Annotated in this window: 12 protein-coding genes; 8 read left to right on the top strand and 4 right to left on the bottom strand. The window is 61.5% G+C overall.

Annotation, left to right across the window (positions count from 1 at the left end):
- The first annotated feature begins 44 nt into the window (after positions 1-44).
- From ACZZZU_RS09115 to ACZZZU_RS09125, 3 genes are all read left to right on the top strand, one after another.
- Complete coding sequence (locus ACZZZU_RS09115) at positions 45-341, top strand: winged helix-turn-helix domain-containing protein (RefSeq protein ID WP_122494126.1); 297 nt, start codon at positions 45-47, stop codon at positions 339-341.
- A complete protein-coding gene (gene rlmF / locus ACZZZU_RS09120; protein ID WP_463550398.1) occupies positions 341-1,312 on the top strand; it encodes a 23S rRNA (adenine(1618)-N(6))-methyltransferase RlmF in 972 nt (323 codons plus the stop codon). The genes ACZZZU_RS09115 and rlmF overlap by 1 nt, the downstream gene beginning before the upstream one ends.
- Positions 1,313-1,489: 177 nt before the next feature.
- On the top strand, positions 1,490-2,272 hold the full coding sequence (locus tag ACZZZU_RS09125) for a protein-tyrosine phosphatase family protein (RefSeq protein ID WP_463550399.1): 783 nt from the start codon (positions 1,490-1,492) through the stop codon (positions 2,270-2,272).
- A 257-nt stretch (positions 2,273-2,529) separates the two neighbouring features.
- On the opposite strand, the gene ACZZZU_RS09130 is transcribed toward ACZZZU_RS09125, so the two are convergent.
- Positions 2,530-2,976: a PACE efflux transporter gene (locus ACZZZU_RS09130; protein ID WP_463550400.1), complete on the bottom strand. Its 447-nt coding sequence runs from the start codon at positions 2,974-2,976 to the stop codon at positions 2,530-2,532.
- Between the two features lie 88 nt (positions 2,977-3,064).
- Here ACZZZU_RS09130 and ACZZZU_RS09135 point away from each other — a divergent pair, with 88 nt between their 5' ends.
- Together ACZZZU_RS09135 and ACZZZU_RS09140 are read left to right on the top strand one after the other, a co-directional pair.
- The gene (locus tag ACZZZU_RS09135) at positions 3,065-3,973 is read left to right on the top strand and encodes a LysR family transcriptional regulator (protein WP_463550401.1); all 909 of its coding nucleotides are present in this window, start codon (positions 3,065-3,067) and stop codon (positions 3,971-3,973) included.
- A gap of 82 nt (positions 3,974-4,055) precedes the next feature.
- Entirely contained in the window at positions 4,056-4,880 is an 825-nt protein-coding gene (locus ACZZZU_RS09140; RefSeq protein WP_122494131.1) for a substrate-binding periplasmic protein, read from the top strand.
- A gap of 376 nt (positions 4,881-5,256) precedes the next feature.
- Here ACZZZU_RS09140 and ACZZZU_RS09145 read toward each other — a convergent pair whose 3' ends face one another.
- On the bottom strand, positions 5,257-8,700 hold the full coding sequence (locus tag ACZZZU_RS09145) for an AAA family ATPase (RefSeq protein ID WP_463550402.1): 3,444 nt from the start codon (positions 8,698-8,700) through the stop codon (positions 5,257-5,259).
- Entirely contained in the window at positions 8,697-9,917 is a 1,221-nt protein-coding gene (sbcD, locus tag ACZZZU_RS09150) for an exonuclease subunit SbcD (protein ID WP_463550403.1), read from the bottom strand. The genes ACZZZU_RS09145 and sbcD overlap by 4 nt, the downstream gene beginning before the upstream one ends.
- A 105-nt stretch (positions 9,918-10,022) precedes the next feature.
- Between sbcD and ACZZZU_RS09155 the strand changes: the two genes are divergently transcribed.
- Together ACZZZU_RS09155 and alr are read left to right on the top strand one after the other, a co-directional pair.
- Positions 10,023-10,724, top strand: a complete 702-nt coding sequence (locus ACZZZU_RS09155; RefSeq protein ID WP_463550404.1) for an HAD family hydrolase — start codon at positions 10,023-10,025, stop codon at positions 10,722-10,724.
- A 415-nt stretch (positions 10,725-11,139) separates the two neighbouring features.
- Positions 11,140-12,369 carry an alanine racemase gene (gene alr / locus ACZZZU_RS09160; protein ID WP_463550405.1) on the top strand — a complete coding sequence of 410 codons (1,230 nt, stop codon included), beginning with the start codon at positions 11,140-11,142 and terminating at the stop codon, positions 12,367-12,369.
- Between the two features lie 65 nt (positions 12,370-12,434).
- Here alr and ACZZZU_RS09165 read toward each other — a convergent pair whose 3' ends face one another.
- A complete protein-coding gene (locus ACZZZU_RS09165; RefSeq protein WP_463550406.1) occupies positions 12,435-12,851 on the bottom strand; it encodes an Lrp/AsnC family transcriptional regulator in 417 nt (138 codons plus the stop codon).
- Between the two features lie 129 nt (positions 12,852-12,980).
- Here ACZZZU_RS09165 and yjeH point away from each other — a divergent pair, with 129 nt between their 5' ends.
- A complete protein-coding gene (gene yjeH, locus ACZZZU_RS09170) occupies positions 12,981-14,240 on the top strand; it encodes an L-methionine/branched-chain amino acid transporter (protein WP_463550407.1) in 1,260 nt (419 codons plus the stop codon).
- Positions 14,241-14,317: the final 77 nt, after the last annotated feature.

Genomic DNA, 14,317 nt, shown 5'->3' on the forward strand with positions numbered 1-14,317 from the left:
CACGGCCCTGATTTTCAGGGCCGTTTCTTATCGAGGTCGCCGCCATGGATGTCAGCAAAACCAAAAGCAGCTACTACCGCCGCCTGTACGTGGCCTGGCTGATCGACAGCGGCGGCGCCACCAATGTGCCGGCGTTGGTGGGTGTCACCGGCATGCCTCGGCGTACCGCTCAAGACACCTTGCTGGCGCTGGCAGACCTGGATATTGACTGTCACTTTGCCCAGCAAGCCGGCGAGCGCAACAACGCCGGGCACTACGAAATTCGCAGCTGGGGCGCCATCGACAAACAGTGGATCGGCGCCAACCTGCCACAAATAAAGCGCGTGCTGGGTTATCCGTAATGTCCGCAAAAAAACCGGCACCGGCTGAGAAAAAAGCCGTGCTGCACCCACGCAACCGCCATCAAGGCCGCTACGACTTCGCCGAGATGATCAAAGCCAGCCCCGAGCTCGGCGCCTTTTTGATCATCAATCCCTACGGCAAGCAAAGCATCGACTTCGCCAATCCTGCGGCAGTAAAAGCCTTCAACCGCGCGCTGCTTCAGCAGTTCTACGGCGTGCGCGACTGGGACATTCCGCCGGCCTACCTGTGCCCACCCGTGCCTGGCCGCGCCGACTATTTGCACTACCTTGCCGACCTGCTCGGCGCCAGCCATGACGGCGTCATCCCGCGCGGCGCGGGCGTGCGCGGCCTGGACATTGGCGTCGGCGCCAACTGCATCTATCCGCTGATTGGTCAGCATGAGTACGGCTGGAGCTTTGTCGGCGCCGACATTGATGCGCAGTCGCTGGCCTCGGCCGCCGCCATCCTCAGCGCCAACCCGCAGGCTGCTGCGGCGATCGAATTGCGGCAGCAAGCAGATGCCACGCATATCTTCGAAGGGCTGATCGGCAGCGAAGAACGCTTCGACTTCACCCTCTGCAACCCACCCTTCCATGCCTCCCTGGACGAAGCCCGCAGCGGCAGCCAGCGCAAATGGAAAAACCTCGGCAAGCTCGACCCCAACCGCACGCTGCCCGCGCTGAATTTTGGTGGCCAAAGCAACGAACTGCACTGCGAAGGCGGCGAGCTGGCGTTTATCAGTCGCATGGCGGAAGAAAGCGTGGCCGTCGGCGCGCAGGTGTTTTGCTTCAGCACCCTGGTGTCGAAAGTCAGCAACGTCGCCTTGCTACAGGCGCGACTACAAGCACTCGGCGCCGGCGATGTTCGCGTGGTGGATATGGCCCAAGGGCAGAAACAAAGCCGCTTCGTGGCCTGGACCTTCCTCGACAAAAACCAACGCCGCGCGTGGCGTAAGGCGCGCTGGGCCTAACGCGGCCGGCAGCTGTAGCGATAACACGCAATTTCTTGCCATGCCGCCCCGCGGGCATCGGAACGGGAAGGAGTAGCGCGACGCCATTGCCATCGCACCGAAAGAGCCAGCCTACAGAGCGCGCGCGCTGCTCAATAGAACATCGCTACCTGACGATTTCCGCTTTCAGGAGCCACCATGTTCACTGCCCGCGCCCTCTCCCTTCTGCTTCCGCTCTGCCTGCTGCTTAGCGCTTGCAGCGCGCCGCCCATACAAGATTCGCGAGACGTCTACGCCCAGGTACTTGAACAGCAGGCCGAAGAAACGGCCGTGATGAGTGCGTTCAATCCGGGGATGATCGCGCTGATCGAGCGCGCGGATTCCGGCAATTTCCTGTTCCGCGGCAACATGCCGGTCAAAGACAAACAATTCACCTACAACGAACTGCGCATGGCGTTGCAGCAAGCTGCGCCGGGCCAGTCATTGCCCGAACAGTTCTACTTGGTGGATATCAGTTTGGTGAACGGCATCAACCGTCAGGAGGCGGACGATCTGAAGGTAGAAAAAACGTTTTGGGAGAAAAACAGCGCGCTCGGACGGTTAATCAACCATCCGGTGTACGGCAGCTTGACCTCGCCGAACGACTACTCGAAAAGCGTGCGCAAAAAGCTGGAAAAAATACCCACGCTGAGCAACACCGACGTGCTGCTGGAAAACATCCAGAGCCTGCTTCAGGCACCCCAGCAATCCGGGCTGCCCTTGGTGCTGTACATCCATTGCGAAGCCGGTAAAGACCGCACCGGCGAAATCGCCGCTGCCTATGCCATGAAATACCAGCACGCCTCTTATGCCGACGCGTACGCCAACGGCAAACGCATCGCCAAGCGCGACCTTGGTAAATACAGCCGCAATGAACTGCAGTGGTACGCCTACTTTTTGAAGGACATCAAGAAGGTGACGACCGTTGGCGATATTCGTTAAAAGCATCGCGGCTAAAGCCGCTCCCACAGAACTCCGACACTTCGAATCGTGGAAACGAAATTCCCAATCTGTGTCTGCAGGGTTCGCTAGCAAGCTAGCTCCTGCGGGGCTTGCGTGAGGTTTGAGAGCGGCAATAGCCGTACGGAAGCTGAGGGCGGCAGGGCGGCTTTTCGATCGGCCGCGCTGCTCTTCTCTGGGATGCGATACCCGATCCGTAGGTTGGGCTGACAAAGGAAGCCCAACAGCACCCGCAAACCCTACCCCGCCTGCACCTCGTGCCCAGCCCCCAACGTCGCGCTCGGCACGCCGAACAGCAGGTCGAAGCCCCACTGGAACACAAACGCGTACAGCAGAAAAAACAGCATCAGCGAGAAGTCTGTGGCCAGCGCCTGCCACCAACCGATGCTCAGCCCCCACACCAGCATCGGCACCGTCATCAGCAACAAGCCCAGCTCGAAAGCAATGGCATGCAGCACGCGCCGCGCCACGGTGCGCTGGGGTTTGCGTTGGCGCTTTTCCCAGCCTTCGAACAGGCTGTTGAACACCATGTTCCAGGCCATCGCCACCAAACACAGCGACAACGCCAAGGCACCGGTTACCGCTAAACCACCATCAAACGCCCAGGCCATGGCCGGGGTAATAAACAACAGCGCCACCGCTTCGTAGCTGATCGCCTGAACCACCTTGCGTTTTTTGCCTTGCATCACTGCGTACTCACGCTTGCCAATGTGCGGCCACTGTATTTCTAATGCACTGAAACCTTAAGTCAGCTTGTTTCAGGAAAACTGATAGATGAGCCTCAGCAAAGATGCCGTGCAAGTCTTCCTCGCCGTGCTCGACAAGGGCTCGTTCTCGGCGGCCGCCCGCAGCATTGGGCGTGTGCCTTCGGCGGTGAGCATGACCATCAGCAATCTGGAAGCCGACCTCAATTTGGAGCTGTTCGACCGTTCCGGCCGTGAGCCGCAACCCACCGCCGCGGCGCTCGCCCTGCAAGCCAAGGCTCGTTTCATGTTGCAGCAGTTCGAGCTGTGGGAAGCGCAAGCCTTGGCGTTGTCGACTGGATTGGAGAGCTGCCTGAGTCTGGCCATCGCCCCGGAACTGCTTGCCTCCGATTGGGCTACACCTCTGGCCAAGCTGGCCGAACGCTACCCAACGCTCGACGTGGAAGTGCTGGCCGCGCCCGAAGCCGACGCGATTCGCCTGCTGCACGAAGGCCGTGTGCAGCTGGCGCTGGTGTTCGAGAATCCCAACTTCGACAGCCGCGAGTGCTGCCAGGAAACCACCCAGGAAACCTTGCTGGCGGTGATTGCCCCGCACCATCCCGCTATCGCCAGCGGCCGCCAATTGCGAATCGATGAACTGGCCGAACACCGGCAAATCGTCGTGGCGGGCCGCGACCCGGAGCCGCTGCAACCGCGCTTTCTGCAAGCCCATCACCACTGGCGCACCGACAGTCACACCGCCGCCCTGCGCATGATGCAAGCCGGGCTCGGTTGGGGCTATTTGCCGGAGTCGCTGGTGCGTCCAACATTGCAGGCCGGCAGCCTGGTGGAATTGCAGCTGAGCAACATTTCTCAACTGTCGTTGTGGGTCGACCTGGTGTGGTCAAACAGCAAGCCATTGGGGCTCGGTGCGCAGCACTTTATCGAGCTGATACGCGAACAGCGCCAACAGGCCACCAAGCGCTCTAAACCGCACTGATTCGGGGCATTAAATTGCCCTGTCGAAGCCGCAGAGTTCTGATAGCCTTCCGGTTCCTTCGACTGGCCAGAGCAGATGAAACATGACTGAGGAGACCGACCGCATGGCCGTGTATGCCCGTCGTGTTCATGTCGTTTGCCGACTGTTTCTGGCCGCGCTGTTTACCCTTCCCGTGATGGCTTCAGCCGAACCGAATAACACCGCCGGCAAGCTGCGCGTACTCACCGAACATTCGCCACCTGGCGAATACCAAGAAGCGTCCGGTCGCGTCACCGGGCCCACCGCCGAGATGGTGCGCGAGCTGATGCGGCGTGCCGGCGAAAGCGCCGAAATAGAATTGCACCCGTGGAAGCGCGGCTACGACTACGCCTTGAGCGACCAGCCCGTCGCGCTGTTCGAAACGGCCCGCACCCGCGAACGCGAAAGCCTGTTCAAGTGGGTGGGGCCGATCAAGCGCATCTCTCGGGGGCTGTATGCCCTCGAAGAGAATGCCCAGCCGCTGGAACGCCTGGAAGATGCCCGCGCCAGCTCCGGCATTTGCGCCTACAACGGCGACAGCAGCGCCGACCTGCTGGTGCAGCAGGGCTTCGCCAACCTGGCCCTGCCGACCTTGCCGGAACAATGCCTAAGCATGTTGCTGCACAAACGCGTCGCCATGTGGGCCACCAGCGATGTCGAAAAAGACGCCTTCCTGGCCAGCCTCAGTCTGCCGCCCACCACCATCACCCGAGTGCTTAAACTGGAAATGCGGGAGTTGTACATCGCTTTCTCCCTCGCCACTCCCGACAGCACCGTGCAGCGCTGGCAAACCGCACTTGATGAGATGAAACGCGACGGCACCCTGGCCACGTTTTATCGCGGCACCTATTCAGAAGAGCAGATCAGCGCGGTGAGTTCGGTCGAATAATTCCCCACATCACCCCTGTAGGAGCGGCTTTAGCCGCGATGGGGCGGGCCTGCACACCGCGCCCTGCACCGCCACCACATCAACAGCTCGCGGCTGAAGCCGCTCCTACAGTGAGTTCGGTGCAATAAGTCTCCACATCACTCCTGTAGGAGCGGCTTTAGCCGCGATGGGGCGGGCCTGCACACCGCGCCCTGCACCGCCACCACATCAACAGCTCGCGACTGAAGCCGCTCCTACAGTGAGTTCGGTGCAATAAGTCTCAACATCACTCCTGTAGGAGCGGCTTTAGCCGCGATGGGTCGGGCCTGCACACCGCGCCCTGCACCGCCACCACACCAACAGCTCGCGGCTGAAGCCGCTCCTACAGGAACGTGCATCAGCCGGGCGTCACCGCATATCGCCGATCCAGTGCGCTATACCCCAACCCCACATTTTTGTGCACTTTCAGCTGCACCGGTATCCGCTCTTTCAGGGCTTCCACGTGGCTGATGATGCCGATCATTTTGCCGCTGGCGTTCAGCGCGTCGAGCGCGTCGAGGGCCACCTCCAGCGTCTCGCCGTCGAGCGTGCCGAAGCCTTCGTCGAGGAACAGCGAGTCGATGCTGGTTTTGTGGCTGACCAGGTCGGACAGAGCCAATGCCAACGCCAGGCTGACGAGAAAACTCTCGCCGCCCGACAGCGTTTTGCAATCGCGGGCGACGTCGCCTTGCCAAGTGTCCAGCACTTCAAGTTCCAGTTCGCCGCTGCCGCGCCGCGCTAGTTGGTAGCGGCCGTGCAGGCGCTGTAGCTGCTGATTGGCGAGATAGACCAGATGATCGAGTGTCAGGCCTTGGGCGAACTTGCGGTACTTGGCGCCGTCCGCTGAGCCGATCAAACCGTTGAGGTGCTGCCACAGGTCATGCTCGGCGCCCTTGTCTGTGATCGCCGCAAACAACGCTTGCTGACTGGCACGGCGAGTGGTGTCGCTGTGCAGTTGCGCGCGGATTTCACCCTGGCGTTGGCTGAGCTGCTTGAGCTGCTCGCTAAGCTGTTGCGTCTGGGCATCCAGCTGCTCGCTCGCCAGCTCGGTCAGCGGCGTGGCTTGTAAGCGCGCGAGCGCTTCGCTGCTGGCGGCATGCAGGGCCTGGGCCTCGGTCAGGGCTTTTTCCAGTGAGGTTTTCAATGCGTGCAACTGCGCCTGCTGCGCCTCGCTCAATAGTGCTGCCTGGTACGCCGCCTCGTCGGCAAACGGGCTCTGCGCCAGCGCCTCGTGCCAGACCTGTTGCGCCGATTGCAGGGTGCGTTGATCCGCTTCCAGCAGTTCGCTGAGGGTCTGGTGTTTGCCGAGCAAGGCGCTGACATGTTGCAGCGCAGCGTGGTAGTCCTGCTCAACCGCTGCCAGGCGAGACAATGCATCGTCGTCCTCAGGCACCGGCGCCAGTGCTTCCTGGCCTTGGGCTTGCCAACGTTGCTGCCACTGCGCGGTGACTTCGGCGGCGGTATTCAATGCATGCTGGGCGTCGACCAGTTGCCCTTGCACATCAAGCAGCGCGCGCTGGCGCGCTTGGAAGCGGCTCCATTCCTGTTCACGTTCCGCTATCCACTGGGCGCCGTCTTCAGGCAAGGCGTAGCCCAGTTCAGTCAACGCGGCGGCCAGGCGTGTTTGCTGGTCGCGGCGTTGTTCGATCACACGAGCCAATTGCTCGTCGAGTTCTGCCTGCTGCTGCGCCGTGGCGTGCTGGTCTTTGTGAAGCAGCGCGAGCTGTTGGAGGCGGTCGCGATGGTGCAGCTGCGCCGCTTGACTGGCGGTGCGCGCCGAATCGATAGCGGCCTTGAGCACGTCCACCGCCGCGAGGCGCTGCTGCAAGTCTTCGAGTGCGTGTTGATGACGCGCCTGCTCCGCCTTGAGTCCGGCGTTGTCTTCCAGGTTCACGTTCAATGCGGCGCACTGCTCGGTCCATTGCTGGGCCTGCTGCACTCGGTCACGCTCCACGTTTTGCTGTTGCTGCGTCTGTTGCTGGGCGCGCTCTACCAGCGCGGCCAGCTCGGCGCTGACGGCTTCGCCCTGGGCCCGCAACGTATCCAATTGCGTTTTTTTCGCCAGCAATTCCCGTTGCGTCGCCGAGCTGTCGAGCTGTTGATAGGCACTGACGGCCGGATGCTCCAAGGCGCCGCACAACGGGCACGGCTCATGCGCTTGCAACTGCGCCCGGTAGGCATCCAGCGCCTGAATGCGCTGCTCTTGCTCCAGCAATTTTTCCTTGTCACGTACCTGTTGCTGCACGTCTTTGTACTGCTCGCGCAGCGCGATAAGGCTTTGCTCCTTGGCGTCTTTTTCCAGTGCTAACTCAGCTAACGCCGTTGCCAATTGCTGGGCCTGTTGCGCCAGTTGTTGGCGTTGCAGGCCAATCTGCTGCAAGCGCTCCAGGCCATGCCCCTGAGCGACCAGACGTTGACCAAGGTCGCGCAGTTGAGCGTCGGCCTGGCCAGCCAACAGAGTTTGCAGCTGTTGGTGCTGCGCCTGTTCGGCGGCCTCGGTGCGCTGTAGTTGCTCCTGCGCCTCGGCCACTTGGGCCGTCACCGTGTTCAGTTGCTGCGCGACGCTAGTGGCGGATTGCGCGAGCGCTTGGTGACGCTGTTGCAGTTGCGCAATGGCGGCGGCCAGTTCGGCGTCGGCGGCGAATTGTTCGCGCCATACGCCAAGTTTTTCGCCCCACTGGGCATGATGCGGTTGCTCGGCGAGCTGCTGACTCAACGTCTGCAACTGGTCAGACAATTGCGCAGCCCGCGTGTGGCGAGCGGCGGCGATGTGTTGACTCAACTGACACGCTTGCCAGAGGTCGCGCTGCACCTGTTGGCTGGCCTGGCGCTGGGCCTGCTCGGTGCTTTCCAATTCCTGAGTGCGTTGCGCCACGCACTGCAACGCCCGTTGCCAGGCACTATGGCTGGGCTGCAATTTCAGCGCCGGGGCGCTGGCGGCAAGGCGCTGCAAGTGCGGCTCTGCCTCGGCCAGTTGGGCGCTGGCGTGTTGCGCCTGAGTCGCGGCCAACTGCGCCTGACGCTCGGCTTTTGCGAGGTCTTCGCGCCACTGCCGCTGCTGCTGAACCTGCTGCTGTTCGGCAAGCAATACGGCCTCGCTGGCGCCCAGCTGCGCGCCCTCCTCTTCCAGCACCTGACGCTGCTCATCGGTGAGCAACTCGACGCCCTCGGCGCGGGCGCGCAGGTGGCCCAGCTCGTCACGCACCTCGCGGGTGCGCTCGAATACGCGCTGGGAAATCTGCCCATAAATGTCGGTGCCGGTCAGCTCTTCCAACAGCTCGGCGCGCTGATTGGCGTTGGCTTCGAGAAACGCCGCAAAGCCGCCTTGCGCCAGCAACATGGACTTGGTGAACCGCTCGAAATCGAGCCCCGTGAGGCTTTCGGTCAACCGGTACTTTTCGTTGATCTTGTCGCTGAGAATTTCGCCCTCGCCGGTGCTGGCATCTACCTTGGCCAGCTCGACCTTGGGCGCCTGCAATGCGCCGTCGCTTTTGTCCCGCGCGCGGCGTTGGCTCCAGAAGGCCCGATAACGCTGGCCCTTCACCTCGAACTCCACCTCAGCCAGGCAATCGGCGGTATGGCGGGTCATTAATTCATTGGCACTGGCCGACAACGTACTCATACGCGGCGTGCGGTGGTAAAGCGCCAGGCAGATGGCGTCGAGCAATGTAGTTTTGCCGGCACCTGTCGGCCCGGTGATGGCGAACAGACCGTTGTCTTTGAACGGCTCGGCGGCGAAGTCGATCTTCCATTCGCCCTTGAGGGAATTGAGATTCTTCAGGCGCAGGCTGAGGATTTTCATACGTCCTCCTCACGCAATTCGCTGACCACTTGCCGGTATAAGCCGTGCAAGCGCTGATGCAGTTCCGGTTCGACGGTTTCGCTGGCAAGGCGCTGGGCGAACACATCGTCGGTGCTCAACTCATCCAGCGTTTCCTTGGCGTTGCCTTGCAGGCTGGCGTTGGCATTGCCGCGCTCACGGCGAATTCGCAGCACCTCCACCGGCAACCCTTCAGTCATCGCCTGAACGCGGGTTTGCAGATCGCTCAGGTAGTCGTCGCCACTCACGCACACTTCCACCCACACCGGCCGCTCGGCCGTACCCTGCTGCGCCGCTTCGGTGATCGCCTGCTGCAACTCGACCAGCGAACCGCGCACCGACACCAACGCCTGCGAGCGCGGCACCGTCAGCGCCTGGATGTTGGCCAACTCGCGCCCGGCAAACTCCACCAACAACACTTCTTTGCTCTGTTTGGCTTCGTCGAAGCTCAACGGGATGGGCGAACCGCAGTAGCGAATATGCTCCAGCCCCCCGACCTTCTGCGGCCGATGAATATGCCCCAGCGCGATATACGCGGCCGGCGGAAACGCACTGGTGGGGAAGGCTTCAAGGGCACCGACGTAAATCTCGCGCACCGACTCGCTGGCGCTGGCGCCGACGGTGGTGAGGTGGCCCGTGGCGATAATCGGCAGCGCAGCGCCCAGCTCATCGCGGCGCGCTTCGGCCAGGGCAAACAGCTGCTGGTAATGCTCGTGAATGGCTTCTTGCAGCGACAGCTGTTTGTCTTGCGCGCTCTGCCCGGCCTGGCTGTGCAGTACATCGCGAGGACGAATAAAAGGAATGCCGCACAACAGCGCAGCGGGGTTGCCGGTGCGGTCGTTAAGCACCAGCAGTTGCTCGCTAAGCGAATTGCACACGGCAGGAATAACACGGGTATTCAGGTGCGCCAGCAGGCTTTTGCTTTCGCCGAGCATGGCCACCGAATCATGGTTGCCACCCAGCACCACCAGCTGCGTGCCGGTGGCGCGCAAGGCAACGATAAATTCGTTATACAACTCGCGGGCGTAACTGGGCGGTGCGCCGGTGTCGAAGATATCGCCGGCAATAATCAGCGCGTCCACGGCATGCACCGCACATTGTTCAATCAACCATGTGGTAAAAGCCTGGTGCTCGGCTTGGCGGGTCTTGCCCATAAAATGCTGGCCAAGGTGCCAGTCAGAGCTGTGCAGAATGCGCATCCCGGTTTTATTCTCGCGGTTTTCAAGGCGCCAACCTTGAATCAAAGCGCCCCCCTTGGCAAATCACACCGCGCTGTGGTCGCAGCGCTCTGGAGCTTGATTCCCATGACAACAGCCAGCTACATCGACTTGTTGATCAGCGATTGCGATGGCGTACTGATCGACAGCGAAATCGTCGCCGAGCGCATCCTGCGCGATGCCTTGGCCACCCTGGTTCCGCGCCATGAATTGGATGTGGTGCTGCATGGCACGTTCGGCCTGCAAGGGCGCGATATTCTGGCGCGAGTGCAAGCGCACTTCGGCATCGAATTGCCCGCCAGCTTTATCCGCGACCTGCAACACGGCACCGCCTCGCGCATTCACGAACTGGCGCAACCCATTCCCGGCGCGCGCGAAGCCTACCTAAGCATCGACCTGCCGTTGGCCGTGGCCTCCAACAGCAACCTCGACGGCATCGTTCGTTCCCTGCACCGCTGCGAACTTACCGAACGCGTCGACAGCGGCATCTTCGCCGCCGAACAAGTACCCCGCCCCAAACCCGCGCCAGACGTTTACCTGTTCGCCGCGAAAACCAATGGCGTGCCGCCCGAGCGCTGCCTGGTGGTGGAAGACAGCAGCACCGGCGTCACCGCCGCGCTGACCGCCGGCATGCGCGTGATCGGCTTTCTCGGCGCCAGCCATATTCCACCGGAACACGGCGAGACCCTGCGCGAATTGGGCGTAGAACACTTGATTAAACAAATGGACGAACTGCCAGCGCTGGTCGAACGCCTGCGCCGCGAGCCGCCGAAGAGCGTGCTGGTGTAACGCAAACCGCGGATGCCGTAGGAGCCAGCTTGCTGGCTCTTACAGAGCACCTGCTCGACACGGCAATCGCAATGTCGCTCAGTGGCGCCTGCTGGGCTGGCTCGAACCCCAGGTCGATGCCAGTAATCGCCGCCACAAGGCCTTTCAGGCACTTCAGGACGCGGGCTACATCAACGCCATTTGCAACCTACACCGTCTAAAGCCGCTCGCCGATTCCGGCGGGAACATGGCCTCAACTCCTGAAGTGTCATTAGCCGCTGCCGCTTATTTCCGACACAACAAATCATGCCGTCTTCCATCGCTTGCCAGCCTCGAAGCACATAGTCCCAGCGTCGGCCACCAATCGGTTTTCCATGACGCACGGGCGCGGCTGACGGCTCTGCTGGTCCGTGCGTGCAGCGCTGGAGACTCCTTCATGCTTTTCTCTCGAACCCTGCTCGCCGTTGCGTTGAGCACTGCAATTATCCAGACCACAGGCTTTGCTGCGCCGCCTTTGACCATGATCGACGGCGTTGCGCAGGTGTCTGAACAAACCAGCAATGCCTGGGTTGAAATCAACAAGGCCGCCTTCGAGCGCAACATTCGTACGTTGCAATTGGCACTCGCCGACCGCTCGCAAATTTGCGCCATCCTCAAGGCGGACGCCTACGGCCACGGCATCGGTTTGCTAATGCCGTCGGTGATCAAGATGGGCGTGCCGTGCGTGGGTATCGCCAGCAACGAAGAGGCACGCGTGGTCCGTGCCAGCGGTTTCAAAGGCCAACTGGTGCGGGTTCGTGCCGCCTCATTGAGCGAGGTGGAAGCCGCATTGCCGTACGGTATGGAAGAGCTCGCGGGGAACCTGGCCTTTGTTCAACAAGCGGACGCGCTGGCGGCTAAGGCGGGGAGAAAACTCGTGGTTCACCTGACGCTAAATGCCGGTGGCATGAGCCGCAACGGGCTTGATTTGAACAGCAAACAAGGGCGGCTCGACGCGCTCGCCATTACCCAACTGCCCAACGTGCAGGTGAAGGCGATCATGACGCACTTCGCGGTAGAGGATGCCGCCGACGTACGCAAGGGGCTGAACGTTTTCAATGAGCAAGCGGCCTGGGTCATCAAGGAGGCGAAGCTGGATCGTAAGGCGGTCACGCTGCATGTCGCCAATTCGTTCGCCACGTTGGAAGTGCCCGAATCGCGGCTGGACATGGTGCGCACGGGCGGGCTGTTGTTTGGCGATACGGTGCCCTCGCACACCGAATACCGACGGGTGATGCAATTCAAAAGTCGGGTGGCGTCGGTGAATCACTACGCGGCGGGCAACACTGTTGGGTATGACCGCACCTTCACGCTCAAACGCGATTCAAAACTGGCCAATGTCACCGTGGGCTATTCGGATGGCTACCGCCGCGCGTTCACCAACAAAGGCATCGTGCTGATCAATGGGCAGCGGGTGCCGGTGGTGGGCAAGGTGTCGATGAATACGGTGATGGTGGATGTCACCGACGTGCCCTCCGTGAAAAGTGGCGACGAGGTGGTGCTGTTCGGCAAGCAAGGATCGGCCGAGATTTCCCAGGCGGAAACCGAAGAAATCAACGATGCGCTGCTCGCTGACTTGTACACGGTGTGGGGCAATTCCAACCCGAAAATACTGGCGAACGACTAAGCCGATGGCGTGTGTCGAAGGGCAGTGCTTGCCTTCGACACACGTTCACATCCTTGCGTCGTGGATCAGAACTCCCATGCCTTAACCACCACATGGGTTTTTACTTTGCGCATGCCGGGGAATTTTTCGATTTCCCCGCGCACTTCCGCCAGCCGTTGCATGGACGGCGCTTCGATGTAAACCAGCATGTCAGTCTCACCGCTGATGCCGTTACAGCGTCGTACTTCGCTGAATGCGCGCAGGCGGTCGACGTAGCTTTCACATGGGCCGCCTTCGTAAAACAGTTCCAGAAACGCCTTGATTGCGCTCTGCGGTTCGCCGATGCGGGCGTGGTAGCCCTGGATGACGCCGGTTTGTTCGAGGTGGCGCACCCGCTCGCTCACGGCGGAGCGCGACAGGTTTACTTCGCGGGCGATCTGGCTCACGGCCAGGCGGGCGTCGGCACGCAGTAAGGCAACGATCTGCTGATCGAATTTGTCCACGGAATTTCTCGCTGAAAGCAGGTTGACGGCGACTTCCGCCAGTTTGCCGGGCAATGCCGACAGTCTGTCTAAACCGCAGAAATAACGCGCGGCTTACCATGGGCAACGACGGACCGCAGAGCATACCCCATGAGTCGCTTGAACCAAGAACTAAGCCTGTTGCAGGGCATCGGCCTGCTGAGTACTTCACTGCTCGGCACGGGCATTTTCGTGGTGCCGGCGTTGGCCGCCACTGCGGCAGGCGGCGCCTCGCTATGGGCGTGGGTGCTGCTGATTGCCTTGGTGTTGCCGGTGGCGTTTACCTTTGCGCAACTAGGGCGAAACTTTCCCCACGCGGGCGGCGCACCGCATTTGATTGGTCGCGCCTTCGGGCCGCGATCCGAGCGCGTCAGTGCGTTGTTGTTTCTCGCGGCGCTGCCGGTCGGCTTGCCGGCGGCACTGAACATTTCCACCGGGTTTTTCCAGGCGCTGTTCGACATGGGCCGCGGCGAGGCGCTGGCGATTCAGTTGGCAACGCTCGGCGCCATGTTGCTGCTCGGGCAACGCCCGGCGAAAGCCTCGGGCATGGTGCAGGGCATTATTGCAGTCGCGATTATCGCCACGGTGGGGCTGATCTGGTGGGCCGGTGATCTGCCCCACGCCAATCAACCGCTGCTGCCGGATTTGAACGGTTCGTGGCATCTGATGCCGGCCGCGTTGGGCGTGATGTTCTGGTGCTTCGTGGGCATCGAAGCGTTCACTCACATGGGCGAAGAATTCAAACACCCGCACCGCGATTTCCCCCTGGCCCTGCTGCTGGGCGTGCTGCTCGCGGGCTTGGTGTATTGGGCCTGTTCGCTGGCGGTACTGAGCTTCCATGCGTACGGCGATGTAACCACCGACGCCGCTTCCTTGCCGCGCATGTTGGACCAACTGTTCGGCGCCAAGGCGCGCTGGCTAAGTGCGCTGATTGGCTACCTGGCCTGCTTCGCTTCGATGAATGTGTATGTGCAAGGCTTCGCGCGGTTGATCTGGAGCCTGGCCGATGAAGGCAAGCTGCCAAGTTCGCTGGCGCAACGTAATCAACACGGCGTGCCGGCTCGCGCGCTGTTGTTGGTGGTGATCAGCTGCGCGGTATGCGCCAGTTTGACCGCGCTGCTGGACGTGTCGGTGGACCAATTGATTCGCTACGCCAACGGCAACTTCGTGCTCATTTACCTGTTCAGCATGGCGGCCGGCTGGGTGCTGCTCAAAGGCCTGTGGCGCTGGGTAGCGGCGTTCAGCGCGATGCTCTGCGCGTTGGTGATGGTCGCGTTGGGCAATGACGCCTGGTACGCGGTGGGGCTGTTGCTGCTCTTGGCGGCGATGGACCTGATGCGCTCCCGGCGCACGACTCCTATCGCGCATTAAATCCGACGCTTCGCGAGCAAGCTCGCTCCTACTTAAGAACGAGCTTGCTCGCGAAGCGCTTGATGTGCGGATCCCGG

Source organism: Pseudomonas sp. AC136 (assembly GCF_979258585.1).